Source organism: Pseudomonas sp. PB103, from assembly GCF_009764635.1.
Classification (GTDB): Bacteria; Pseudomonadota; Gammaproteobacteria; order Pseudomonadales; family Pseudomonadaceae; genus Aquipseudomonas.
The window spans coordinates 35,224-60,149 of the sequence record NZ_RWIL01000054.1 but is presented as its reverse complement, the minus strand read 5'-3'; the positions used below and the strand labels follow the sequence as shown (position 1 = coordinate 60,149).

General features: G+C 58.5%; 20 protein-coding genes. 2 read left to right on the top strand and 18 right to left on the bottom strand.

What is annotated here, in order from left to right:
* Nucleotides 1–161: 161 nt before the first annotated feature.
* The 18 genes from tilS to rpsB form a co-directional block, all read right to left on the bottom strand.
* Complete coding sequence (gene tilS, locus EJA70_RS10860) at nt 162–1,490, bottom strand: tRNA lysidine(34) synthetase TilS (RefSeq protein ID WP_158830737.1); 1,329 nt, start codon at nt 1,488–1,490, stop codon at nt 162–164.
* Between the two features lie 108 nt (nt 1,491–1,598).
* Nucleotides 1,599–2,546 (bottom strand): acetyl-CoA carboxylase carboxyltransferase subunit alpha, encoded by a 948-nt coding sequence (locus EJA70_RS10855; RefSeq protein WP_158830736.1) that lies wholly within the window; start codon nt 2,544–2,546, stop codon nt 1,599–1,601.
* 139 nt (nt 2,547–2,685) lie between these two features.
* The gene (gene dnaE / locus EJA70_RS10850) at nt 2,686–6,207 is read right to left on the bottom strand and encodes a DNA polymerase III subunit alpha (RefSeq protein WP_158830735.1); all 3,522 of its coding nucleotides are present in this window, start codon (nt 6,205–6,207) and stop codon (nt 2,686–2,688) included.
* Nucleotides 6,208–6,283: 76 nt separating this feature from the next.
* The gene (gene rnhB, locus EJA70_RS10845; RefSeq protein WP_007908845.1) at nt 6,284–6,910 is read right to left on the bottom strand and encodes a ribonuclease HII; all 627 of its coding nucleotides are present in this window, start codon (nt 6,908–6,910) and stop codon (nt 6,284–6,286) included.
* 11 nt (nt 6,911–6,921) lie between these two features.
* Nucleotides 6,922–8,052: a lipid-A-disaccharide synthase gene (gene lpxB / locus EJA70_RS10840; protein ID WP_158830734.1), complete on the bottom strand. Its 1,131-nt coding sequence runs from the start codon at nt 8,050–8,052 to the stop codon at nt 6,922–6,924.
* Nucleotides 8,053–8,054: 2 nt separating this feature from the next.
* Nucleotides 8,055–8,831 (bottom strand): acyl-ACP--UDP-N-acetylglucosamine O-acyltransferase, encoded by a 777-nt coding sequence (lpxA, locus tag EJA70_RS10835; protein ID WP_007908847.1) that lies wholly within the window; start codon nt 8,829–8,831, stop codon nt 8,055–8,057.
* Complete coding sequence (gene fabZ / locus EJA70_RS10830) at nt 8,828–9,268, bottom strand: 3-hydroxyacyl-ACP dehydratase FabZ (protein ID WP_003222142.1); 441 nt, start codon at nt 9,266–9,268, stop codon at nt 8,828–8,830. Before fabZ ends, lpxA begins: the two co-directional genes overlap by 4 nt.
* Before the next feature lie 106 nt (nt 9,269–9,374).
* Nucleotides 9,375–10,430, bottom strand: coding sequence for a UDP-3-O-(3-hydroxymyristoyl)glucosamine N-acyltransferase (gene lpxD, locus EJA70_RS10825; protein ID WP_158830733.1), 1,056 nt, complete (start codon nt 10,428–10,430; stop codon nt 9,375–9,377).
* 3 nt (nt 10,431–10,433) lie between these two features.
* Nucleotides 10,434–10,937 carry an OmpH family outer membrane protein gene (locus EJA70_RS10820; protein WP_007908849.1) on the bottom strand — a complete coding sequence of 168 codons (504 nt, stop codon included), beginning with the start codon at nt 10,935–10,937 and terminating at the stop codon, nt 10,434–10,436.
* Nucleotides 10,938–10,982: 45 nt separating this feature from the next.
* On the bottom strand, nt 10,983–13,373 hold the full coding sequence (bamA, locus tag EJA70_RS10815) for an outer membrane protein assembly factor BamA (RefSeq protein WP_008081708.1): 2,391 nt from the start codon (nt 13,371–13,373) through the stop codon (nt 10,983–10,985).
* Nucleotides 13,374–13,447: 74 nt separating this feature from the next.
* On the bottom strand, nt 13,448–14,800 hold the full coding sequence (gene rseP / locus EJA70_RS10810) for a sigma E protease regulator RseP (RefSeq protein WP_158830732.1): 1,353 nt from the start codon (nt 14,798–14,800) through the stop codon (nt 13,448–13,450).
* Nucleotides 14,801–14,854: 54 nt separating this feature from the next.
* Nucleotides 14,855–16,045: a 1-deoxy-D-xylulose-5-phosphate reductoisomerase gene (ispC, locus tag EJA70_RS10805; protein ID WP_158830731.1), complete on the bottom strand. Its 1,191-nt coding sequence runs from the start codon at nt 16,043–16,045 to the stop codon at nt 14,855–14,857.
* On the bottom strand, nt 16,042–16,848 hold the full coding sequence (locus EJA70_RS10800; RefSeq protein ID WP_008081702.1) for a phosphatidate cytidylyltransferase: 807 nt from the start codon (nt 16,846–16,848) through the stop codon (nt 16,042–16,044). Before EJA70_RS10800 ends, ispC begins: the two co-directional genes overlap by 4 nt.
* Nucleotides 16,848–17,603, bottom strand: coding sequence for a polyprenyl diphosphate synthase (uppS, locus tag EJA70_RS10795; protein WP_158830730.1), 756 nt, complete (start codon nt 17,601–17,603; stop codon nt 16,848–16,850). Before uppS ends, EJA70_RS10800 begins: the two co-directional genes overlap by 1 nt.
* 14 nt (nt 17,604–17,617) lie before the next feature.
* Nucleotides 17,618–18,175, bottom strand: coding sequence for a ribosome recycling factor (gene frr / locus EJA70_RS10790; protein ID WP_008081697.1), 558 nt, complete (start codon nt 18,173–18,175; stop codon nt 17,618–17,620).
* The gene (gene pyrH, locus EJA70_RS10785) at nt 18,172–18,915 is read right to left on the bottom strand and encodes a UMP kinase (RefSeq protein WP_003222124.1); all 744 of its coding nucleotides are present in this window, start codon (nt 18,913–18,915) and stop codon (nt 18,172–18,174) included. The genes frr and pyrH overlap by 4 nt, the downstream gene beginning before the upstream one ends.
* Before the next feature lie 209 nt (nt 18,916–19,124).
* Entirely contained in the window at nt 19,125–19,988 is an 864-nt protein-coding gene (gene tsf, locus EJA70_RS10780) for a translation elongation factor Ts (RefSeq protein WP_007908856.1), read from the bottom strand.
* 203 nt (nt 19,989–20,191) lie between these two features.
* Nucleotides 20,192–20,932 (bottom strand): 30S ribosomal protein S2, encoded by a 741-nt coding sequence (gene rpsB / locus EJA70_RS10775; RefSeq protein ID WP_008081695.1) that lies wholly within the window; start codon nt 20,930–20,932, stop codon nt 20,192–20,194.
* A gap of 373 nt (nt 20,933–21,305) precedes the next feature.
* On the opposite strand from rpsB, the gene map reads away from it, so the two are divergent.
* Both map and EJA70_RS10765 read left to right on the top strand, forming a co-directional pair.
* Nucleotides 21,306–22,088 carry a type I methionyl aminopeptidase gene (map, locus tag EJA70_RS10770; RefSeq protein WP_008081693.1) on the top strand — a complete coding sequence of 261 codons (783 nt, stop codon included), beginning with the start codon at nt 21,306–21,308 and terminating at the stop codon, nt 22,086–22,088.
* 41 nt (nt 22,089–22,129) lie between these two features.
* Nucleotides 22,130–24,832, top strand: coding sequence for a [protein-PII] uridylyltransferase (locus EJA70_RS10765; RefSeq protein ID WP_158830729.1), 2,703 nt, complete (start codon nt 22,130–22,132; stop codon nt 24,830–24,832).
* Nucleotides 24,833–24,926 lie beyond the last annotated feature (94 nt).

Here is a 24,926-nt window from a genome sequence, read left to right as displayed (position 1 = left end):
GCGTTGGGACAGACCGGCAGATGAAACACCGGTACGTTGCTCGCTACACATTTTTTGGAATCGCCCAGCAAAGACTGCTTGGTAATCGGCAACTCCTGCAATTCAGGCGAATCCACAGAAGTTGTATCAAGAAGGGAGCGTAGTCTACCGGAATGCTCCTTTCAGCTCAAACCTTGATCTTCGTCTGTTGGCTGCCAATGCAATTTCCAGTCACCCTGCCCATTGCCATCAAGCCCCGGCAGGTTCGCCACCGCGAGCAATTCGTCAGCGCGAAACAGCAGCGGCAATCTGCCACGCACGAAGCCCGGTACCGCGCGCTCGTTGAGCAGGCGCTTGAGATCACGATGACCGCGATCCGCCAGATGCATCACTTCGCCACCCTGACGATAGGCGATGCGCAATGGCCCGCAAGGCGCCTGTCCGCTGAACATGACACGGCCGTTATCGGCCAAGCGTAGCGCTGACGATGGCACTTGCCAGTCGGCGCCGATCACCGGCGCGCGCAGCCAGTTACCGCTCAGCCACCACACCCGACCGGCGCTGCGATGCAGTTCGCCATTGGCCAGGCGCCAGACCGGTGAAGCATCGGAAGCCGCTTCGCAGAGATCCGTCCAGCCCGACCAATGGTCAGTGTCTGGCAGTTGCGTAAAGGGTTCGAGCCAATGACTGATCGCGTTTCGCTGCCGGGCGGCAGACAGTGCGGCGAGTGGCGCCAGTTCCAGCGATGGCAAGCCCAGCCATTCGAAATCGTGAGAGGTACTCGCTTGCGCAAGATCGATCTGCGCCAACTCATCGAGCAGCCCCTGCGCCTCACGCAGATGCGCGGCGCTGCGGGCCATGCTTGCCTGCGCTTGCGGCCAGCGAGCGCTCAGCAGCGGCATGACCTGATGGCGCAGATAGTTGCGCGAGAATTGCCGATCCTGATTGGACGGGTCTTCGATCCAGCGCAATTGATGAGCCTGCGCATACTCTTCCAGCTCGGCCCGAGAAATATCCAGCAACGGACGAATCAGAGTGCCCTGCCCCACTGGCCGCTGCGCCGGCATCCCGGACAACCCGCGCACACCGGCGCCACGTAATAGCCGGAACAAAAGTGTCTCCGCTTGATCATCGCGATGCTGGCCAGTGAGCAATACGTCATTGGCTTGCGTCAGCGAACTGAACACCGCGTATCGCGCATCCCGCGCCGCGCGCTCCAGGCTTGCACCCGGTTGCACCTTCACCCGCTCGATCAGCAACGGCACACCCAGCGCATCGCAGATGGACTGGCAATGTTGCGGCCACGCATCAGCCGCAGCCTGGAGGCCGTGATGGATATGAACAGCGCTCAGCGGGGGCAGGGATTCGGTTTTTGCGAGATGGGCAAGCAGATGCAGCAGAACAGTGGAATCGAGTCCACCAGAGAAGGCGATACGCCAATGAGCGGCATTGCGCCAAGGCTCAAGGTTCAGCAACAGCCGCGACGGCAAATCACTCTTCGAAGAATTCATAGAGAGGGTCGCTTCTCAAAGATCCTGTAGGAGTTGCCGAAGGCTGCGATCTTTTGATCTTGAAAGATCGCAGCCTTCGGCAGCTCCTACAGGGGTACTGCGTTCGACTTAGAGGCCGTAGCTCATCAGTCGATCATAACGGCGCTTGAGCAGCGCTTCGTTATCGAACGTCTTAAGCATCGCCAGTTGCGAGCTCAGCTCGGTACGAATCGAGGCAGCCGCGGTGGCCGGATCACGGTGTGCGCCGCCCAGAGGCTCGCCAATCACCTTGTCGACAATGCCCAGGCCTTTCAGACGCTCAGCGGTGATGCCCATCGCTTCAGCAGCATCCGGGGCTTTTTCGGCGGTTTTCCACAGAATCGATGCACAACCTTCCGGCGAGATTACCGCGTAGGTCGAGTACTGCAGCATGTTCAACTGATCGCAAACACCGATCGCCAATGCACCGCCGGAACCACCTTCACCAATCACGGTGGCGATGATCGGGGTTTTCAGGCGCGACATCACACGCAGGTTCCAGGCGATCGCTTCGCTCTGGTTGCGCTCTTCAGCGTCAATACCAGGGTAAGCACCCGGGGTGTCGATGAAGGTCAGGATCGGCATTTTGAAACGCTCGGCCATCTCCATCAGACGGCAAGCCTTGCGGTAGCCTTCCGGACGCGGCATGCCGAAGTTGCGGCGCACCTTCTCACGCACTTCACGGCCCTTCTGGTGACCGATGATCATCACCGGCTGGTCGTCCAGACGGGCGATACCGCCAACGATCGCAGCGTCGTCAGAGAAGTGACGGTCGCCGTGCAGTTCGTCGAACTCGGTGAAGATGTGCTGGATGTAGTCCAGGGTGTACGGGCGTTTCGGGTGACGCGCCAGGCGTGCGATCTGCCAGCTGGTCAGCTTGCCGAAGATGTCTTCGGTCAGCGTTTTGCTCTTGTCCTGCAGGCGGGAGATCTCATCGCCGATATTCAGCGAATTGTCATTACCGACCAAGCGCAACTCTTCGATCTTGGCTTGCAGGTCGGCGATCGGCTGTTCGAAATCTAGAAAATTCGGGTTCATAGGCGTCCGTCTTGGGTCGTGTCCCAAATGAGCTTGGGTCGGCCGGTTGTCTATTCGCGCCCTACCTTAAGGGAGAGGCGCGCTGAGGTCGAGATTAAAAATTCAGGTGGCGGGCGAGCGCAATGATGGCACTCGCCGGTCAACGGTATTGGAGGAAGACGTTGTCTCGCCCGAACTGGTCACGCAGTGCTTGAATCAACGCATCTGCCGGGTCGATCCGCCAGGTCTCGCCAAACTGCAGCAAGGTCTTCGCATCCGGGCTGGTGTACTCCATGGTCACCGGGCATGCGCCGCGATGACGCTTGAGCAAATCACCCAACCAGCGTAGCTGATCGCCTTTCAGGTCCTGGGTTTGCAGCTTCAGGCGCAGGCTCTCGGCAAGGTTGGTGCGCGCATCTTCCATGCTCATCACTCGCTTGACCCGCAGGCGCAGGCCGCCGGAGAAGTCGTCGTTGCTGACTTCGCCTTCAACCACCACCATCGCGTCGGTCTGCAACAACGACTGCGCGGAGTGGAACGCATCGGCAAACAACGACGCCTCGATTCGCCCGGAGCGGTCGTCGAGGGTGATGAAGCCCATCTTGTCGCCCTTTTTGTTCTTCATCACGCGCAGGGCAATGATCATCCCGGCCACGGTCTGCGTATCGCGGGCTGGTTTCAGGTCGATGATGCGCTGGCGGGCGAAACGACGGATCTCGCCTTCGTATTCGTCGATCGGGTGACCGGTCAGGTACAGGCCCAGGGTGTCTTTTTCACCCTTGAGGCGCTCCTTGAGGGTCAGTTCCTTGGCCTTGCGATGCACCGCGTAAACGTCGGCATCTTCCTCGACGAACAAGCCGCCAAACAGGTCGGCGTGACCGCTGTCGTGGGTGCGCGCAGTCTGCTCGGCGGATTTGATCGCTTCTTCCATCGCGGCCAGCAGCACCGCACGGTTGCGGTCGATGTTGGCCTGATAAGCCTTTTGCTCTTCATGGAAGTACGGGCCGAGACGATCCAGCGCACCGCTGCGGATCAAACCGTCGAGGGTGCGCTTGTTGATGCGTTTGAGGTCGACGCGGGCGCAGAAATCGAACAGATCCTTGAACGGCCCGTCCGCGCGCGCCTCAGTGATCGCCTCGACAGGCCCCTCGCCCACGCCCTTGATCGCGCCGAGGCCATAAATGATGCGGCCTTCGTCGTTCACCGTGAACTTGAACTCCGAGGTATTCACATCCGGCGCGTCGAGACGCAGCTTCATGGTGCGAATTTCTTCGATCAAGGTCACGACCTTGTCGGTGTTGTGCATGTCCGCCGACAGTACCGCGGCCATGAACGGCGCCGGGTAGTGGGTCTTCAGCCAGGCAGTCTGGTACGAAACCAGACCGTAAGCAGCCGAGTGAGACTTGTTGAAGCCGTAACCGGCGAATTTTTCCACCAGGTCGAAAATGTTACCGGCAAGGTCGGCTTCGATATTGTTGGTCTTGCAACCTTCAATAAAACCGCCGCGCTGCTTGGCCATCTCTTCGGGTTTTTTCTTACCCATAGCCCGACGCAGCATGTCCGCACCGCCGAGGGTGTAACCGGCCATGACCTGAGCAATCTGCATCACCTGTTCCTGATACAGGATGATGCCGTAGGTCGGCGCCAATACTGGCTTGAGGCCTTCGTATTGATAGTCGGAGTGCGGATACGCCAGCTCGGCGCGACCGTGCTTACGGTTGATAAAGTCATCAACCATGCCCGATTGCAGTGGGCCCGGACGGAACAGGGCCACCAGTGCGATCAAGTCTTCCAGGCAGTCGGGCTTGAGCTTTTTGATCAGCTCTTTCATGCCGCGCGACTCAAGCTGGAATACCGCGGTGGTTTCAGCTTTTTGCAGCAGCGTGTACGTCGGTTTGTCGTCGAGCGGGATGAACGCGATGTCCAGCGGCGGCTCGTCGACCTTGGCGCGGTCGCGGTTGATGGTCTTCAGCGCCCAGTCGATCACCGTCAACGTCCGCAGACCGAGGAAGTCGAACTTCACCAGACCGGCGGCTTCAACGTCGTCCTTGTCGAACTGGGTTACCAGACCGTCACCGGCCTCGTCGCAATAGATCGGCGAGAAGTCAGTCAGCTTGGTCGGCGCGATAACCACACCACCGGCGTGTTTACCGACGTTACGCACAACGCCTTCGAGCTTGCGCGCCATCTCCCAGATTTCTGCGGCTTCTTCATCGACCTTGATGAAGTCACGCAGGATTTCTTCCTGCTCGTAGGCTTTTTCCAGGGTCATGCCGACTTCGAACGGAATCATCTTCGACAGACGATCCGCCAAACCGTAGGACTTGCCCTGCACCCGCGCCACGTCGCGCACCACAGCCTTTGCGGCCATGGAACCGAAGGTGATGATCTGGCTTACCGCGTTGCGCCCGTATTTCTCGGCCACGTAGTCGATCACGCGGTCACGACCGTCCATGCAGAAGTCGACGTCGAAGTCGGGCATCGATACCCGTTCCGGGTTAAGGAAACGTTCGAACAGCAGGTCGTATTCCAGCGGGTCGAGGTCGGTGATCTTCTGCACGTAGGCCACCAGCGATCCGGCACCCGAACCACGACCCGGGCCTACCGGCACGCCGTTGCTCTTGGCCCACTGGATAAAGTCCATAACGATCAGGAAGTAACCGGGGAAGCCCATCTGGATGATGATATCCAGCTCGAAATTCAAGCGGTCGACATAGACCTGACGCTTGGCTTCGTAGTCTTCAGTGGTGTCCTTGGGCAGCAGCACTGCCAGTCGTTCTTCGAGACCGTCGAAGGAGACTTTGCGGAAATATTCGTCGATGGTCATGCCATCGGGAATCGGAAAATTGGGCAGGAAGTGCGTGCCGAGTTTCACTTCAATGTTGCAGCGCTTGGCGATCTCGACGGTATTTTCAATCGCGTCGGGAATATCGCTGAACAGCTCGATCATCTCCTCGGCGCTTTTCAGGTATTGCTGATCGCTGTAATTCTTCGAACGGCGCGGGTCGTCGAGGGCGCGGCCCTCACCGATGCACACGCGGGTCTCGTGGGCGGCGAAGTCTTCCTGCTTGATGAAGCGCACATCGTTACTCGCCACCAGCGGCGCGCCGAGTTTGTCGGCCAGCGCCACGGCGCCGTGCAGTTGTTCTTCATCGTTGGGACGGTTGGTGCGCTGGATTTCCAGATAGAAGCGATCCGGGAACACCGCCATCCATTCGCGCGCCAAGGCTTCGGCTTCCGCCGGGTTGCCGCCGATCAGGGCCATGCCGATCTCGCCCTCTTTGGCGGCGGACAGCATGATCAGGCCTTCGTTGGCTTCAGCGACCCACTCGCGCTCGATGATGATCATGCCGTTGCGCTGGCCTTCGATGAAGCCGCGCGAGATCAACTCGGTGAGGTTGCGATAGCCCTTGGCGTTCATCACCAACAGGCTGAGCCGGCTCAGCGGAGCGTCCGGATCCTTGTTCGACAGCCACAGGTCGGCGCCGCAGATCGGCTTGATGCCGGCGCCCATGGTGTTTTTATAGAATTTGACCAGGGAACACATGTTGTTCTGGTCGGTGACCGCGACCGCCGGCATGTTCATGGCGGTCAGCGCCTTGACCAACGGCTTGATCCGCACCAGCCCGTCGACCAGCGAGTATTCAGTGTGCAGGCGTAGATGAACGAATGAAGCCGGCATAGTGATCCTGTCCAGTTACATAGAGACAACAAGGCCCGGATTGTACCGGGCCTCGAACAAAACATCAGCCTTGCGACTAAACCTGCGTCAGGCCTTCCAGCGCTTCATAAGCCTGACGCACCGGGGCGAACGAGCGCCGATGAATCGGCGTCGGGCCAAGCCGCACCAACGCTTCCAGATGAACGGGCGTCGGGTAGCCTTTATGGCCACCGATGCCGTAACCCGGGTAGATCAATTCGAATGCGGCCATTTCACGGTCACGACTGACCTTGGCCAGAATCGACGCCGCTGCGATCGCAGGTACCTTGCCATCACCCTGCACCACCGCTTCGGCGCGCATTGGCAGTTGCGGGCAGCGGTTACCGTCGATCATCGCCAGTTTCGGCTGGATGTGCAGACCGGCGACCGCGCGCTGCATGGCGAGCATGGTCGCGTGCAAAATATTCAGCTCGTCGATTTCTTCGACTTCGGCGCGGGCAATGCACCAGCTCAGGGATTTCTCGATGATTTCGTCGTAGAGCTTTTCGCGCTTGGCTTCGGTGAGTTTTTTCGAGTCGTTGAGACCGAGGATGGGCCGGTTCGGATCGAGGATCACCGCTGCCGTCACCACGGCACCGCACAACGGGCCGCGCCCAACTTCATCGACACCGGCGACCAGTTCTTCGACTTCGGCGACCAGCGTGAAATCCAGGCCCATCTGCATGCTTGTCTTGCTCATCGTGTTTGACCGATCAGGTTAAGGACGGCGTCCGCCGCCTGATTGGAAGCGTCCAGCCGCAGCGTGCGGTGGATCTCGTCGAAGCCACGGGTCTGCTCTTCGCCACCGTCGATCAGCGGCGACAGGGTCTGCGCCAGCGCTTCGACCGTCGCATCATCCTGCAACAATTCTGGCACCAGCAAGCGCTGGGCGAGCAGGTTCGGCAAAGACACGTACGGGCTCTTGACCATGCGCTTGAGAATCCAGAACGTCAGCGGCGCCAGACGGTAAGCCACTACCATTGGGCGCTTATACAGCAGCGCTTCGAGGGTCGCAGTGCCGGAAGCGATCAACACGGCGTTACACGCGGCGAGGGCCAGATGCGATTTGCCGTCGAGCAAGGTCACCGGCAGATCACGGCCGGCGAGCAGCTCTTCAAGCTGCGCGCGGCGTTCGGGATTGGCGCACGGAATGACAAAGCGCACACCTGGGCGCATGGCGCGCAATCGTGCAGCGGTGTCGAGGAAAAGCCCACCCAAGCGCGACACTTCGCCACCACGGCTGCCGGGCATCAACGCCACCAGCGGGCCGTCGGGCAGACCCAACTCGGCACGAGCCGCCGCGCGATCCGCCTCCAGCGGAATGGTATCGGCCAGCGTGTGGCCGACGAACCGCACCGGCACGCCCTTCTCTTCGTAGAATTTCGCTTCGAACGGCAGCAGCGTCAGCATCAGGTCGCAGCCTTCGCGAATCTTCAGCACGCGTTTCTGCCGCCACGCCCACACCGACGGGCTGACGTAATGCACGGTTTTGATCCCGGCCTGACGCAGCTTCAGTTCGATGTTGAGATTGAAATCCGGAGCATCGATGCCGATGAACACGTCCGGCTTCTCAGCGATCAGTGTGGCGATCAGCTCTTTACGGCGCTTGAGTAGCTCACGCAGACGCCCAAGCACTTCTACCAAGCCCATGACCGACAAGCGTTCCATGGGGAAGTAGGAAGTCAGGCCTTCGGCCTGCATCAACGGGCCGCCGACGCCGATGAACTCGACCGCCGGATGTTGTGCCTTGAGAGCGCGCATCAGACCGGCGCCGAGAATGTCACCGGAAGCCTCACCCGCCACCAGCGCAATACGCAAATTGGCCATGATCAGCGAGTGATGCCGCGAGTCGACGACTGGATGGAGTCGCGGAAAATCGCAACTTCCGGGAACTGGGCGGCAGGCTCGGCCAGTTCGGCCAAGGCCTGCTCAACGGTCAGCCCCTGACGATAGACAGTTTTGTAGGCGCGACGCAGGGTGTGAATCGCGTCTTCGCTGAAACCACGACGGCGCATGCCTTCGAAGTTCATGCTGCGTGCTTCTGCCGGGTTACCGAATACCGTCACGAACGCCGGAACGTCCTTGCCGATCGCCGTGCCCATGCCGGAAAAGCTGTGGGCGCCGATGTGGCAATACTGATGTACGAGGGTGAAACCGGAGAGGATCGCCCAGTCATCAACGTGTACATGGCCGGCCAACGCGGTGTTGTTGACCAGAATGCAGTGGTTGCCGATAACGCTGTCGTGACCGATGTGGGCATAGGCCATGATCAGATTGTGATCACCCAGGGTGGTTTCGGACCGGTCCTGAACCGTGCCACGGTGAATCGTCACGCCTTCGCGGATGACATTGTGATCACCGATGACCAGACGGGTTTCTTCACCTTTGTATTTCAGATCGGGCGTGTCTTCGCCTACCGAGGAAAACTGGTAGATGCGATTGTGCTTGCCGATGCGGGTCGGGCCTTTGAGGATTACATGCGGCCCGATCACGGTACCCTCGCCGATTTCCACACCTGCGCCGATGATCGACCACGGGCCGACCTCGACGCCGTCAGCCAGTACGGCCGACGGATCGATGATTGCGCGAGGGTCAATCAAACTCATAGCTTGCGTTCCGCGCAGATGATTTCAGCCGAGCAAACCGGCTTGCCGTCCACCGAAGCCTGGCATTCGAACTTCCAGATCTGGCGCTTGCAGCTGATGAACTTGGCTTCAAGGATCAACTGGTCGCCCGGCAACACAGGCTGACGGAAGCGCAGCTTGTCGGAACCGACGAAGTAGTAAAGCGTGCCGTCGGCAGGCTTCACGTCGAGCATTTTGAAACCGAGGATCCCGGCAGCCTGAGCCATCGCTTCGATGATCAGCACGCCCGGCATGATTGGATGCGCCGGGAAGTGACCATTGAAGAACGGTTCATTGATGCTGACATTCTTGTAGGCGCGAATGCGCTTGCCTTCAGTGTCCAGTTCCACCACCCGGTCCACCAGCAGGAACGGGTAACGGTGAGGCAGGTATTCGCGAATCTCGTTGATGTCCATCATTTCGGGGGGAAGCCTATGTAAAGATTGGGAGCGCGACTGACGCGCACTCCTCTAGCAAATCAAGGAGGCAGTCTAGAGGCTGTGCACACTTGATATGGAAATGGTATCAGCCATCTGATGAAGCATTGCCGTCAGGGGTCACTTCCCCTACGCGCTTTTCCAGCTGTTTCAAACGTCGCGCGATGTCATCGAGCTGACGGATGCGGGCCGCGCTTTTGCGCCATTCGGCCGCCGGTTGCATGGCTGTACCGGAAGAATAGGCACCCGGCTCGGTAATCGAGTGAGTCACCATGGTCATCCCGGTGAGGAAAACGTTGTCGCAAATATCAATGTGGCCAACCAGACCGACACCGCCAGCGAGCATGCAATGCTTGCCAATCTTGGTGCTGCCAGAAATGCCGACACAGGCGGCCATGGCGGTGTGATCACCGACCTGGACGTTGTGCGCAATCTGGATCTGGTTGTCGAGCTTCACACCATTACCGATAACGGTGTCGGCCAGCGCACCACGGTCGATGGCGGTATTCACGCCAATCTCTACGTCGTCGCCGATGGTCACGCCACCGATCTGGGCGATTTTCTGCCAGATGCCTTTTTCGTTGGCAAAGCCGAAGCCTTCACCACCGAGTACCGCACCGGACTGGATCACCACACGCTTGCCGATGCGCACGTCGTGATACAGGGTCACGCGTGGCGCAAGCCAGCCGCCTTCACCAATTTCACTGCGCGCGCCAATGAAGCAATGTGCGCCCAAGGTCACTTGAGCGCCGATCCGCGCACCTGCTTCAACCACCACAAACGGGCCGATGCTGGCGGTTGGATCAACCACAGCGTCGTCCGCAATCACTGCCGATGGGTGGATACCCGTCGCAGCTTTTGGTTTGGGATCGAACAAGTGCGAAATACGTGCGTAGGCCAGATAAGGATCCGGAACCACCAGCGCATTCCCGGCAAAGCCTTCAGCATCAGCTTCTTTGAGCAATAGCGCCGCTGCCTGCGAGCCTGCCAGGAATTTGCGGTATTGAGGATTTGCCAGAAAGCTCAACTGAGCTGGGCCAGCCTCTTGCAAAGTGGCTAGCCCAGTAATTTGCTTCTCCGGGTCGCCACGCAGGGTGGCGCCGAGGAACTCGGCCAACTGGCCGAGTTTGATAGTCACGGTCATGGGTTACTTCAGCTGATTCATGCGCTCGATAACCTGGCGCGTGATGTCGTACTGAGGCTTGACATCGATTACTGCGCCACGCTCGAACACCAGGTCAAAACCACCTTTCTTGATGACTTCTTCCACTGCGCTATCCAGTTTCGGCTTCAGTTGCTTGAGCATTTCGCGGTCGGCAACAGCTTTGGCTTCGTTCAGCTCTTTGGACTGGAACTGGAAGTCACGGGCCTTTTGCTTGAATTCCAGCTCCAGACGCTCACGCTCGCCTTGCTGCATCTTGTCGCCACCGGCCATCAGACGGTCCTGAATGCCTTTGGCGCTGCTTTCCAGAGTTTTCAGTTTGGTCAGTTGCGGACCGAACTTCTTCTCGGCATCCACGGCGTACTTCTTGGCCGCGTCGGATTCCAGCAGCGCCATCTGATAGTTCAGAACAGCGATTTTCATGTCGGCAAATGCCGGGCCTGCCACCATCAAGGAGGCCAGGAGAACCAATTGAGTCAACTTACGCACGATGCACTCCTACAAAATCCATTGTCGTTATCTTGGGTCAGACGCTTAGAACGTCTGGCCGAGGGAGAATTGGAACACTTGAGTTTCAGCGTCATCCGGTTTCTTGATCGGCATGGCCAACGCGAAGCTCAGAGGACCCAGTGCGGTGACCCAGGTCACACCCACACCGACGGAGCTCGCCATGTTGCTGAGGCTGATATCGTTGCACTGAGTGCTGGAAGTCGAACCGACGGTAGCGTTGGTAGTCTTCTCGCACTTGGAGTCAAACACGTTACCGACATCCCAGAATACCGAAGTACGCAGGGAGCGCTGATCTTTGACAAACGGCAGCGGGAACAGCACCTCGACACCACCCTGGATCAACACGTTACCGCCAAACGGCAGCGGATCCTGATCCGGGTCGGCAAGCGTACCGGTGTTGCCGGTCACACCTGCACCTCGGCTAGGCGTACTGCGCGGACCCAGCGTACTGTCCTTGAAGCCACGAACCGAGTTGAAACCACCAGCATAGTAGTTTTCATAGAACGGCAAGCCGTCAGTCGAACCGTAACCGTCGCCATAACCCAATTCGGTGTGCAGACGCATGGTGTAGTTCTCGCTCAGTGGCTGGAACAACTGGCCACGGTAATCAAGCTTGAAGAACGACAGGTCGCTGCCTGGAATAGTGGTTTCCAGCGTCAGGCTCTGGGAACGGCCACGGGTCGGCAATACGCCTTTGTTCAAAGTGGATTCAGACCAGCCGGCCGACGCCTTGAAGTTCAGGTATTGATCGCCTTCCTTTTTAACGAAGTCGAAAATCTCGTCAACGGTGTAGGTACCGGTCTTGATCTTGTCTTGTTGTGCGGACAGACCAAAGGTCAGACGCGAAGTCTCGCTGATCGGGTAGCCAACGTTGACGCCGGCGCCCAGGCTGTCTACCGCATAGCTTGCTACGTCGACGTCGAGGTCTTTGTAGTCAGTGGTGCGATAGAACGCGTTGTAACCCAGGCTCACGCCATCGGCGGTCCAGTACGGGTCAACGTAACCGAAGTTGTAGCGGCTCTGGTATTCGCTTCGGGTCAGACCGACGCTGACACGGTTACCGGTACCGAGGAAGTTGTTCTGGGTGATCGAACCACCGAGGATCAGACCGGCGCTCTGGGCGAAACCGACGCTGGCGGTGATCGAACCGGAAGCCTGTTCTTCAACCGCGTAGTTCACGTCGACCTGGTCGTCGACACCTGGCACGGCCGGGGTTTCAACGTTAACTTCTTTAAAGAAGCCCAGACGCTCAAGACGGGTCTTGGATTGGTCGATCAGGTAGGTCGAAGCCCAGCCGCCTTCCATCTGGCGCATTTCACGACGCAGCACTTCGTCCTCGGACTTGGTGTTGCCACGGAAGTTGATGCGGTTGACGTAAGCGCGCTTGCCTGGATCGACAGCAAACAGGATGTCGACAGTGTGGTCGTCATCGTGCGGCTGCGGTACGCCGTTGACGTTGGCGAAGGTGTAACCCTCGTTACCCAGACGACGGGTGATCAGTTCGGAGGTGGTGGTCATCAGCTTGCGCGAGAACACTTGGCCTTTCTGCACCAGCAGCAACGACTTGACCTGGTCTTCAGGGACTTTCAGGTCACCGCTGAGTTTGACGTCACGAACGGTGTACTTCTCGCCTTCGGTGACGTTGACGGTGATGTAGACGTGCTTCTTGTCCGGGGTGATGGACACCTGGGTCGAAGCAATATCCATGTTGATATAGCCACGGTCCAGGTAGTAGGAACGCAGACGCTCCAGGTCACCGGAGAGCTTTTCACGGGCGTACTTGTCATCGTTCTTGAAGAACGACAGCCAGTTGGTGGTTTTCAGTTCGAACAGGTCGGTCAGGTCTTCCTCAGGGAAAACCGTGTTACCCACCACGTTGATGTGCTGAATGGCGGCAACGGTGCCTTCGTTGATCTTCACCTTCAGACCAACGCGGTTACGCGGCTGCGAGACCACTTCGGTATCGACGGTAGCCGAATAGCGGCCTTGCGCGACGTACTGACGCTGCAGTTCGTTACGCACGCCTTCGAGGGTGGCACGCTGGAAGATCTCGCCTTCGGCCAGACCGGATTGCTTGAGGCCCTTCATCAGGTCTTCAGTGGAAATCGCCTTGTTACCTTCGATTTCGATACTGGCGACGGATGGGCGCTCGACAACCGTGATTACCAGAACATTGCCTTCGCGGCCCAGCTGGATATCTTGAAAGAAACCGGTTTTGAACAACGCACGAGTGGATTCCACCAAGCGACGATCATCCGCCTGCTCGCCGACGTTCAACGGCAAGGCACCAAAGACACTACCCGCGGAGACCCGCTGGAGGCCATTGACGCGAATATCAGAGATAGTGAAGGACTCGGCGTGAACTTCGGCGATCATCAATACGGTGAGAACCGCAGTTAGCAGCAGACGTTTCATGAAGTCCTTTCTTATTCCAACTGGCAATAAACAAACTGCCGCAAAATGCGGCAGATTCGCAATTCAGCGAAGCGTTACAGTCGACCCAGATCGTTGACCAGAGCAAGCAACATCACCCCGACCACCAAACTGATACCGATCTGTATCCCCCAACCTTGCACCCGATCCGACAAGGGACGACCACGCGCCCACTCGATCAGATAAAACAACAAATGCCCCCCATCCAGTACAGGAATGGGCAGCAAATTCAGAACACCCAGGCTAATACTCAGATAAGCAAGGAAATTCAGGAAATCAGCGACGCCCGACTGGGCAGAAGCGCCCGCCACTTTAGCAATGGTTATCGGTCCACTCAAGTTTTTTACCGAGAGCTCGCCGAACAGCATTTTCTTTAGCGAATCGAGGGTCAGGACGCTCATGGTCCAAGTGCGACGAGCGCCCTCGCCAATCGCGGCCAAAGGCCCATAGCTGACCTCGCGGATCATTTCCGGCGGCCAGTCGATCGCTTTGACGCCAGCGCCCAGATAACCGCTTGGCGCCTTGCTGTCGCCGCGAGCCGCCAGCGTCACCGGGACGTCGATTTGAGCACCATCCCGCTCGACACGCAGCATGATTTTGGTATCAGGACGCGTACGAACGGTATCAACCACTTGCTGCCAGTCGTTCAGCGCCAGACCGTCGAGCGACACCAGACGGTCGCCGGTTTTCAGGCCAGCAGCTTGCGCCGGGCCTTTTGGATCGAGCTCAGCCAGCACCGGCGGCAAGGCCGGGCGCCATGGACGAATACCCAACGAACGAATCGGATCCGGCTCGTCGGCCCCCTTGAGCCAATGATCCAGCGCCAATTCGCGCGGCGAATCCGCAGTAGAACCCTGCTCACGCACCAATAACTGCAGTGAACCGCTTTCACCCAGACGACGCACTAATTGCAAATTGACCGCTGCCCAGCCCGAAGTCGGCTCGCCATCAATGGCGACAATCTCCTGACCCGCCGTCAGACCAGCCTTGGCGGCGATACTACCGGACTCGACTGCACCGATGACCGGGCGCACCTGCTCGCTGCCCAACATCGCCAGCACCCAGAAGAACACCAGGGCCAGCAGGAAGTTGGCAATCGGACCCGCGGCCACAATGGCGATACGCTGACGCACGGACTTGCGATTGAACGACTGATCAAGCTGCTCGAACGGGACTTCGCCTTCGCGCTCATCGAGCATCTTGACGTAGCCACCGAGCGGGATCGCGGCAACCACGAACTCGGTGCCTTGCTTGTCGTGCCAGCGCAGCAGGGGCATGCCAAAGCCTACGGAGAAACGCAGAACCTTGACGCCACAGCGTCGCGCGACCCAGAAGTGGCCGAATTCGTGAAAGGTGACCAGCACACCCAAGGCGATCAGGGTGCCGGCAATCATATAGAGCGCGCTCATCTACTTTCTCCGCAATCCTGTTCAGTGTCGCGTGTAGCCATTGTGTTGCAAAATCTATCGGCCGTGCCGGCTCAGCCATTGCTCAGCCAGAATCCGGGCTTTAGCGTCGGCAGTAAACACCGCATCGAGATCTTCCAGCGCAACAACCGGCTCAAGACTCAAGACTTCTTCGATGATACTCGCGATTTCCAGGTAGCGAACCCGCCCATCGAGAAACGCTGCCACCGCCACTTCATTGGCCGCATTCAACATCGCCGGCGTGCTGTCGCCCGCTTCAGCCGCTTGACGGGCCAGACGCAAGCAAGGAAAACGCTGTTCATCCGGAGCTTCGAAGTCCAGCCGCGCGACTGCAAACAGATCCAGCGGCGCCACACCCGAATCGATGCGCTCCGGCCAGGCCAGGGCATTGGCGATCGGTGTGCGCATATCAGGATTGCCCAACTGCGCCAGCACCGAGCCATCGACGTAATCGACCAACGAGTGGATCACGCTCTGCGGATGGATCACCACCTCGACCTGCGCAGGCTTTGCATCGAACAACCAGCAGGCCTCGATCAACTCAAGCCCTTTATTCATCATGCTGGCTGAATCCACGGAGATCTTGCGCCCCATGGACCAGTTCGGGTGCGCACAGGCCTGATCAGGTGAAACATGCGCCAGCTCAGCCATCGGCGTCTGCCGGAAGGGGCCGCCAGAGGCTGTCAGCAAGATCCGTCGCACGCCCACCGAGCTCAAGCCACGGGCGAAATCCTGTGGCATGCACTGGAAAATCGCATTGTGTTCGCTGTCGATCGGCAGCAGGACCGAACCACTCTTGCGCACGGCTTGCATGAACAAGGCGCCGGACATCACCAGCGCCTCCTTATTGGCCAGCAGGATTTTCTTGCCCGCCTCGACCGCAGCCAGCGTCGGACGCAGGCCCGCAGCGCCAACAATCGCCGCCATGACCGCATCGACTTCCGGAGCAGAGGCGACCTGACACAAGCCCTCCTCCCCCACCAGAACACGGGTCGGCAAGCCGGCAGCACGCAAGTCGTCCTGCAGACCGCGCGCGGCAATCGCTTCCGGCACCACTGCAAACTGCGGCACATGACGCACGCAAAGGGCCAGCAACTCACTCAGGCGAGTGAAACCACTCAAGGCGAAAACTTGATAACGCTCAGGATGACGAGCAATGACGTCGAGGGTGCTCAGGCCAATCGAGCCTGTCGCCCCAAGAACGGTAATCTGTTGAGGACGACTCACGGCGCAGCCATCCACAGCAATACAGCGAAGACGGGGATGGCGGCGGTCAAGCTATCGATGCGATCCAGAACACCACCATGACCCGGCAGCAGATTACTGCTGTCCTTGATGCCGGACTGACGCTTGAACATGCTTTCGGTCAGGTCGCCGACAACGGAGATGAAAACGATCAGCGCTGCGCCAATCAAGCCTTTGAGCAATTCGGCAACCGTCCAGTCACGCACCAGCCCGACGACGGCGGTGATCACCAGGCTCAATGCCAGACCGCCATAAACGCCTTCCCAGCTTTTACCCGGACTGACCTGGGGCGCCAGTTTGCGCTTGCCGAATTTTCGGCCAGAGAAATAGGCACCAATGTCCGCGCCCCACACCAGCACCATGACCGCCATGATCAGCCAGTTACCCAGCGGATACTGCTTGATCTGCACCAGACCCTGCCAGGCCGGAAGCAGAATCAGCAAGCCAATGACCAATTTGGTGGCGGCCGTGGACCAATGCTCGCTGGAACGCGGATAGGTCAGTACCAGGTACGTCGCCACCGCCCACCAGAGCACCGAAGCCCCCAGCACCCAAGGCGCCAGGCCTGGCAGCACGTACATGACGAACAACATCAATGCGACGACCGCGGCATAGCCGACGCGGAACGATTGTGCGGTAAAGCCCGCCAGACGCGCCCATTCCCAGGCACCCAGGCTCACGACCAGGCCGATGAACAGGGCAAAACCCGAACCTTCGAGCAGGAAAAAACCGCACAAGGCGATCGGTAGCAGGATCAGCGCAGTGATGATTCGTTGTTTAAGCATTAAACCCGGGCTCCAGCTTCGACCTGTTCACTCGTTTTACCGAAGCGACGCTGACGCGAAGCGAAATCGGCCAGCGCATTACGCATGGCATCGTGTTTGAAGTCCGGCCAGAACAGGTCGGAGAAATACAACTCGGCGTAAGCCAGCTGCCAAAGCAGGAAGTTGCTGATGCGATGTTCGCCACCCGTGCGAATGCACAGGTCCGGCAGCGGCAGATCGCCGGTGGCCAGACAGGTTTGCAACAGATCAGGGGTGATGTCTTCCGGGCGCAGATGCCCGGCCTGGACTTCACGCGCCAGACGCTGTGCAGCTTGCGCGATATCCCACTGACCGCCGTAATTGGCGGCGATCTGCAGAATGAAGCGATTGGCACCTGCCGTCATCGTTTCAGCTTCACGCATGGCGGTCTGAAGCTCAGGATGAAAGCGCGAACGATCACCAATGATGCGCAGGCTGATGTTGTTGTCGTTGAGGCGCTTGGCCTCACGACGCAGCGCCTTGAAGAACAGATCCATCAAGGCACTGACTTCATCGGCCGGACGCTGCCAGTTTTCACTGGAGAAAGCGAACAAGGTCAACACTTCGACCTTGGCCTCAGCGCACACCTCGATCACTGCCCGCACAGCATCCACGCCCGCCTTATGCCCGGCAACACCCGGCATAAAGCGTTTTTTAGCCCAGCGATTGTTACCATCCATGATGATCGCGACATGGCGCGGCACCGCGGACGGCGCAGTCTGCTTGGTCTTGTCCATTAAAAACTCGACCCTTATACGGCCATCAGATCCGCTTCTTTTTGCTTGGTAGCTGTATCGATATCAGCCTCAGCCTTGTCGGTGAGCTTCTGGATATCGGCAGCAGCACGACGCTCTTCGTCTTCGCTGATTTCTTTGTCCTTGACCAGCTTCTTCAGCTCGCCCAAGGCGTCACGACGAATGTTGCGCACGGCAACACGAGCATCTTCAGCGGCACTGCGCGCCTGCTTGGTGAAGCCCTTGCGGGTTTCTTCAGTCAGGGCAGGCATGGAGATCAACAACAACTCGCCCAGGTTGGTCGGGTTGAGGTTCAGACCAGCGCTCTGGATTGCCTTATCGACTGCCGCGAGCATGTTGCGCTCGAAGGCAACGACTTGCAGGGTGCGCGAGTCCTTCACAGTGATGTTGGCCACTTGAGTGATGGAGGTGTCTGCGCCGTAGTACGGCACCATCACGCTACCCAGAATGCTTGGGTGAGCCTTGCCGGTACGAATCTGGCCAAAAGCATGGGACAGAGAGTCCAGGGATTTTTGCATGCGCTCTTGAGCGTCTTTCTTGATTTCGTTGATCATTGTTGACCTTCCTCGATCAGGGTGCCTTCAGCGCCGCCATGGACGATGTTCAGCAGGGCACCAGGCTTGTTCATATTGAATACGCGCAACGGCATCTTGTGGTCGCGGCACAGGCAGATAGCGGTCAGATCCATCACGCCCAGCTTGCGATCCAGTACTTCATCATAAGTCAGATGATCGAACTTCTCGGCATGCGGGTCTTTGAACGGGTCTGCGGTGTAAACGCCATCAACCTTGGTCGCTTTCAGCACGACGTCGGCGTCGATTTCGATTGCACGCAGGCAGGCTGCCGAATCCGTGGTGAAGAACGGATTGCCAGTACCGGCCGCGAAGATCACGACGTCTTTGGAGTTCAGGTGACGCATGGCTTTGCGGCGATCGTAGTGATCGGTCACGCCAACCATGGAAATGGCCGACATGACGATGGCCGAGATATTGGCACGTTCCAGCGCATCGCGCATGGCCAGGGCGTTCATCACAGTGGCCAGCATGCCCATGTGGTCGCCCGTGACCCGATCCATACCGGCTTTGCTCAGGGCTTCGCCACGGAACAGGTTGCCGCCACCGATCACCAGACCGACCTGAACGCCGATGCCGACCAGTTGGCCGACTTCCAGCGCCATGCGATCCAGTACTTTCGGATCGATCCCGAACTCTTCCGAGCCCATCAGGGCCTCGCCGCTAAGCTTGAGTAGAATGCGTTTATAGCGAGCCTGATAACCACTGCCCTGCTGAGCCATTGCGAATCTCTCCTGCGGCGTATTAAAAAATTCTTTGCGAGCTGTTTACAGCTGGCGTTCACTCTAGCTTGGCGCTGCTTCAGCGCCATCGGAACATGGCTTTGTAAGTCAGTTCCAAGTGGAAACCAATAAAAAATTGGTGACCCCATCTGAAAAGAGGCTGCGCGCGTGAGCGGGCAGCCTCTTTCGGGCGACAGTTGAAAACTGTCTTATTGCTTGGCGGCAGCCAGCTGGGCAGCAACTTCTTCAGCGAAGTTGTCGACCGGCTTCTCGATGCCTTCGCCTACTTTGAAGTAAGTGAAGGAAACGATTTCAGCACCGGCTTTCTTGGCCAGTTCGCCAACCTTGATTTCAGGGTTCTTGACGAACGCCTGCTCAACCAGGCTTGCTTCGGCCAGGAACTTGCTGATACGGCCTTTGACCATATTTTCAACAATGTTTTCTGGCTTGCCTTTGATTTTTTCTTCGTTCAGCTGCAGGAACACAGCTTTTTCGCGCTCGATCGCTTCAGCCGAAACTTCCGATGGCAGCAGGAACTCAGGGTTGCTGGCCGCTACGTGCATAGCGATGTCTTTGGCCAGTTCAACGTTGCCGCCTTTCAGAACAACTGCAACACCGATCTTGTTGCCGTGCAGGTAGCCACCCACAACGTCGCCTTCTACGCGAACCAGACGACGGATGTTGACGTTTTCGCCAACCTTGCCGACCAGTACCAGGCGAGCAGCTTCTTGGGCTTCGATCAGCGGAGCAACATCAGTCAGCTTGTCAGCGAAGGCTTTTTCAATGCTTTCAGCAACGAATGCCTTGAAGTCGTCCTGCAGAGCCAGGAAGTCGGTCTGCGAGTTCACTTCCAGCAGAACAGCAGATTTGCCGTCTTCTTTCAGAGCGATCGCGCCTTCAGCAGCTACGTTGCCTGCTTTTTTGGCAGCCTTGATTGCGCCCGAAGCACGCATGTCATCAATGGCTTTTTCGATGTCGCCGTCAGCCTTTTCCAGGGCTTTCTTGCAGTCCATCATGCCTTCGCCAGTACGCTCACGCAGTTCTTTAACCAACGCTGCAGTAATTGCTGCCATTTTCAAATTCCTCTTGGATAGGTTTTCAACCATTCCACCCGATCGAACGGGCGTTCAATTCTTCCCGAACCCGTTTGTAGCCGCTGCACGTTACAAATACAGGGCGGGCGCTGCCACAAGTGGGCGCCAACAATTGGTTTTCGAGGTGGCAAAAAGGGGGCCAAGCCCCCTTTTTGCTTACTGAGTCAACGCCAGGGCGTCAATTACTCAGCTGCAGCTGCCGGAGCTTCTTCAGCTGCGAATTCTACAGTGCCGCCGCCAACATTGTTGCGACCACGGATAACAGCGTCAGCCATCGAACCCATGTACAGCTGGATAGCGCGGATTGCGTCATCGTTGCCTGGGATGATGTAGTCAACGCCTTCCGGGCTGCTGTTGGTATCGACAACGCCGATAACCGGGATGCCCAGCTTGTTGGCTTCGGTGATCGCGATGCGCTCGTGGTCAACGTCGATCACGAACAGTGCGTCTGGCAGACCGCCCATGTCCTTGATGCCGCCCAGCGAACGATCCAGCTTCTCAAGATCACGGGAGCGCATCAGCGCTTCTTTCTTGGTCAGCTTGGCGAAAGTACCGTCTTCGGCTTGAACTTCAAGGTCACGCAGACGCTTGATGGAAGCACGAATGGTTTTGAAGTTGGTCAGCATGCCGCCCAACCAGCGGTGATCGACGTACGGCGAACCGCAACGTGCTGCTTCTTCAGCAACGATCTTGCCAGCGGAACGCTTGGTGCCGACGAACAGAATCTTGTTTTTGCCCTGGGCCAGACGCTCTACGAAAGTCAGAGCTTCGTTGAACATTGGCAGGGTTTTTTCAAGGTTGATGATGTGAATCTTGTTACGCGCGCCGAAAATGTACTTACCCATTTTCGGATTCCAGTAACGGGTTTGGTGACCGAAGTGCACACCGGCCTTCAGCATATCGCGCATATTGACTTGGGACATGATAGTTCCTTAATAAGTCGGGTTTGGCCTCCACGTATCCCAATGACCAACCAGTGGCATATAGCCAAAAGCACCCAGGTCATCGTGTCGACACGTGTGTGGATTTAAGCCTTTCGGGGTATCCCCGGAAAGCGGCGCATTTTATACCACAGGGTGCGCAGAAACGGAACCCGAAATCTGTATTCGCACCAAGGACATGGGCACAGCCCCCTTGGAATCGGCTTCGAACGCACCATTGTATAGAGAGAAGCGGTGCACGCAGGCGCGGATTTGCGCCGTGCGTCTGTTAGAATCGCGTTTTTCAGGGTCGCAAAACGCACACCTGTCGCCCTATTTGTATCAGCAAGCGCCGCCGAGCGCAGAGAGAGCCTGTATGACCGTCAACCTCAAAACCCCCGAGGACATCGCTGGCATGCGTGTCGCCGGCAAACTGGCCGCCGATGTGCTGGAAATGATTGCCGAACATGTCAAACCGGGCGTTACCACCGATGAGCTGAACCAGATCTGCCACGACTACATCGTCAATGTGCAGCAAGCCATCCCTGCGCCGCTCAACTACAAGGGTTACCCGAAGTCGATCTGCACTTCGATCAACCACGTGGTCTGCCACGGCATCCCGAACGACAAGCCGCTGAAAAACGGCGACACCCTGAACATCGATGTGACCGTGATCAAAGACGGCTACCACGGCGACACCAGCCGCATGTTCCACGTCGGCGAAGTGCCGGTCTGGGCTGAACGTCTGTCGCAGATCACCCAGGAATGCATGTACAAGGCGATCGAAATCGTCAAACCTGGCTGCCGCCTCGGCGACATCGGTGAAGTCATCCAGAAGCACGCTGAAAAGAACGGCTTCTCGGTGGTCCGCGAATTCTGCGGTCACGGTATCGGCAAGGTTTTCCACGAAGAGCCGCAGATCCTCCACTACGGCCGCGCCGGCACCGGCATGGAGCTGAAGGCTGGCATGACCTTTACCATCGAGCCGATGATCAACCAGGGCAAGGCCGACACCAAAGTATTGGGCGACGGTTGGACCGCGATCACCAAAGACCGCAAGCTGTCGGCACAGTGGGAACACACCCTGCTGGTCACCGACACCGGCTACGAGATCTTCACCCTGCGCGCCGACGACACTATCGCGCGCATCTCGGCCTGATCCAGCAAACGCTCCCAGCCTTATAGAAGGAAAGCCAATCGATGCCGCAGGTGGATCCCGAACTCTTCGACCGCGGCCAGTTCCAGGCTGAACTGGCTCTGAAAGCGAGTCCTATCGCGGCGTTCAAGAAGGCGATCCGTCAGGCTCGCGAGGTTCTCGACACGCGTTTTCGCCAAGGCCGCGACATCCGCCGCCTTATCGAAGACCGTGCCTGGTTCGTCGACAACATCCTGCAAAAGGCCTGGGAGCAGTTCAACTGGAGTGAAGACGCCGACATCGCGCTGGTCGCGGTCGGCGGCTATGGCCGCGGTGAGCTGCACCCGTATTCCGACATCGACCTGCTGATCCTGCTGGACAGCGCCGACCACGAAGTTTTCCGCGATTCCATCGAACGGTTTCTCACCTTGCTGTGGGACATCGGCCTGGAAGTCGGCCAGAGCGTGCGCTCGGTCGATGAATGCGCCCAAGAAGCCCGCGCCGACCTGACCGTGGTCACCAACCTGATGGAAAGCCGGACCATTTGCGGCCCCGAGCATCTGCGCCAGCGCATGCTCGATGTCACCAGCACCGCCCACATGTGGCCGGCCAAGGAGTTTTTCCTGGCCAAGCGCGCCGAGCAGAAGGCCCGCCACCACAAATACAACGACACCGAATACAACCTGGAACCCAACGTCAAAGGCTCGCCCGGCGGCCTGCGGGATATTCAGACGATTCTGTGGGTTGCGCGTCGCCAATACGGCACGCTGAACCTGCGCGCCCTCGCTGGCGAAGGTTTCCTCGTTGAGAGCGAAAACGCCCTGCTCGCCTCCTCCCAGGAATTTCTCTGGAAAGTGCGTTACGCCCTGCACATGCTCGCGGGCCGTTCCGAAGACCGCTTGCTGTTCGACCATCAGCGCACCATTGCCGGGCTGCTCGGGTTTGAAGGTGACGACGCCAAACAGGCCGTCGAAAACTTCATGCAACAGTATTTCCGTGTGGTGATGAGCATTGCCCAGCTCAGCGACCTGATCATCCAGCACTTCGAAGAAGTCATCCTCGCGCCGGAAGACGAGGCGCCGCCACAGCCGATCAATGCACGCTTTCAACTGCATGACGGTTACATCGAAGCGCGCAACGACAACGTATTCCGCCGCACGCCATTCGCCATGCTCGAAATCTTCGTGCTGATGGCCCAGCAGCCGGAAATCAAAGGCGTGCGCGCCGACACCATTCGCCTGCTGCGCGAGCACCGTCATCTGATCGACGACAACTTCCGCAACGACATACGCAACACCAGCCTGTTCATCGAGCTGTTCAAGTGCAAGATCGGCATCCACCGCAACCTGCGCCGGATGAACCGATACGGCATTCTCGGGCGTTATCTGCCGGAATTCGGTTTCATCGTCGGGCAAATGCAGCACGACCTGTTCCACATCTATACCGTCGATGCGCACACGCTGAACCTGATCAAGCACCTGCGCAAATTGCAGTACACGCAGGTCTCGGAGAAATTCCCGCTGGCCGCCAAGCTGATGGCCAAGCTGCCCAAGCCCGAGCTGATCTACATGGCCGGTCTGTACCACGACATCGGCAAGGGCCGGCATGGCGATCACTCGGAGATCGGCGCGGTCGATGCCGAAGCGTTCTGCCAGCGCCACCAGTTGCCGGTGTGGGACAGCCGCCTGATCGTCTGGCTGGTGCAGAACCATCTGGTGATGTCGACCACCGCCCAACGCAAGGACTTGTCCGACCCACAGGTGATCCACGATTTCGCTCAGGCTGTCGGCGACGAAACCCGCCTCGACTATCTGTACGTGCTGACCGTGGCCGACATCAACGCAACCAACCCGACGCTGTGGAATTCGTGGCGCGCCAGTCTGTTGCGCCAGCTCTACACCGAAACCAAGCGCGCCTTGCGTCGTGGCCTGGAAAACCCGGTGGATCGCGAAGAACAGATCCGCCAGACCCAGAGCGCCGCACTGGATATTCTGGTGCGCGGCGGCACCGACCCGGACGATGTCGAGCAGTTGTGGGCGCAGTTGGGCGATGACTATTTCCTGCGCCACACCGCTGGCGACGTCGCGTGGCACAGTGATGCGATCCTGCAACAGCCTGTCGATGGCGGGCCGCTGGTGCTGATCAAGGAAACCACCCAGCGCGAGTTCGAGGGCGGCACGCAGATCTTCATTTATGCACCGGACCAGCACGACTTCTTCGCGGTGACCGTGGCGGCGATGGATCAGCTCAACCTGAACATTCATGACGCCCGGGTTATCACCTCGAGCAGCCAGTTCACTCTCGACACCTACATCGTGCTCGACAACGAAGGCGAGTCCATCGGCGACAACCCGACGCGGGTCAAACAGATCCGTGAAGGCCTGACCGAAGCACTGCGCAACCCGGACGATTACCCGACGATCATTCAGCGCCGGGTACCGCGCCAGCTCAAGCATTTCGCCTTTGCACCGCAAGTGACGATCCATAACGATGCGCAGCGCCCGGTGACTGTGCTGGAGTTGACCGCACCGGATCGGCCGGGCCTGCTGGCGCGGATCGGCGGGATTTTCCTCGAGTTCGACCTGTCGCTGCAGAACGCCAAGATTGCGACCTTGGGCGAGCGGGTGGAAGACGTGTTCTTTATCACCGACGCACACAACCAGCCGCTGTCCGATCCGCTGCTGTGCAGCCGTTTGCAGGATGCGATTGTTGAGCAGTTGAGCGTCAATCAGGAACCGGATATCAAGCTTTCGCGTATCAGTATTTGAATTAAAGTAACTATTACTCCTGTGGGAAGGAAGACTCCGATACCAGCCTGTTCAACAAACCCCTTGTAGGAGTGAGCCTGCTCGCGATAGCGGT

What these genes read in the sequence shown, in the direction of transcription:
- lpxD (WP_158830733.1), bottom strand. Translation starts at nt 10,430, where the DNA reads ATGACCGTGACTATCAAACTCGGCCAGTTGGCCGAGTTCCTCGGCGCC.
- EJA70_RS10800 (WP_008081702.1), bottom strand. Translation starts at nt 16,848, where the DNA reads ATGCTTAAACAACGAATCATCACTGCGCTGATCCTGCTACCGATCGCC.
- dnaE (WP_158830735.1), bottom strand. Translation starts at nt 6,207, where the DNA reads ATGCCGGCTTCATTCGTTCATCTACGCCTGCACACTGAATACTCGCTG.
- map (WP_008081693.1), top strand. Translation starts at nt 21,306, where the DNA reads ATGACCGTCAACCTCAAAACCCCCGAGGACATCGCTGGCATGCGTGTC.
- fabZ (WP_003222142.1), bottom strand. Translation starts at nt 9,268, where the DNA reads ATGATGGACATCAACGAGATTCGCGAATACCTGCCTCACCGTTACCCG.
- rnhB (WP_007908845.1), bottom strand. Translation starts at nt 6,910, where the DNA reads ATGCAGATGGGCCTGGATTTCACGCTGGTCGCCGAAGTCGAAGAACTG.
- tsf (WP_007908856.1), bottom strand. Translation starts at nt 19,988, where the DNA reads ATGGCAGCAATTACTGCAGCGTTGGTTAAAGAACTGCGTGAGCGTACT.
- tilS (WP_158830737.1), bottom strand. Translation starts at nt 1,490, where the DNA reads ATGAATTCTTCGAAGAGTGATTTGCCGTCGCGGCTGTTGCTGAACCTT.
- rpsB (WP_008081695.1), bottom strand. Translation starts at nt 20,932, where the DNA reads ATGTCCCAAGTCAATATGCGCGATATGCTGAAGGCCGGTGTGCACTTC.
- EJA70_RS10855 (WP_158830736.1), bottom strand. Translation starts at nt 2,546, where the DNA reads ATGAACCCGAATTTTCTAGATTTCGAACAGCCGATCGCCGACCTGCAA.
- rseP (WP_158830732.1), bottom strand. Translation starts at nt 14,800, where the DNA reads ATGAGCGCGCTCTATATGATTGCCGGCACCCTGATCGCCTTGGGTGTG.
- EJA70_RS10765 (WP_158830729.1), top strand. Translation starts at nt 22,130, where the DNA reads ATGCCGCAGGTGGATCCCGAACTCTTCGACCGCGGCCAGTTCCAGGCT.
- pyrH (WP_003222124.1), bottom strand. Translation starts at nt 18,915, where the DNA reads ATGGCTCAGCAGGGCAGTGGTTATCAGGCTCGCTATAAACGCATTCTA.
- lpxA (WP_007908847.1), bottom strand. Translation starts at nt 8,831, where the DNA reads ATGAGTTTGATTGACCCTCGCGCAATCATCGATCCGTCGGCCGTACTG.
- bamA (WP_008081708.1), bottom strand. Translation starts at nt 13,373, where the DNA reads ATGAAACGTCTGCTGCTAACTGCGGTTCTCACCGTATTGATGATCGCC.
- uppS (WP_158830730.1), bottom strand. Translation starts at nt 17,603, where the DNA reads ATGGACAAGACCAAGCAGACTGCGCCGTCCGCGGTGCCGCGCCATGTC.
- lpxB (WP_158830734.1), bottom strand. Translation starts at nt 8,052, where the DNA reads ATGGCCAATTTGCGTATTGCGCTGGTGGCGGGTGAGGCTTCCGGTGAC.
- frr (WP_008081697.1), bottom strand. Translation starts at nt 18,175, where the DNA reads ATGATCAACGAAATCAAGAAAGACGCTCAAGAGCGCATGCAAAAATCC.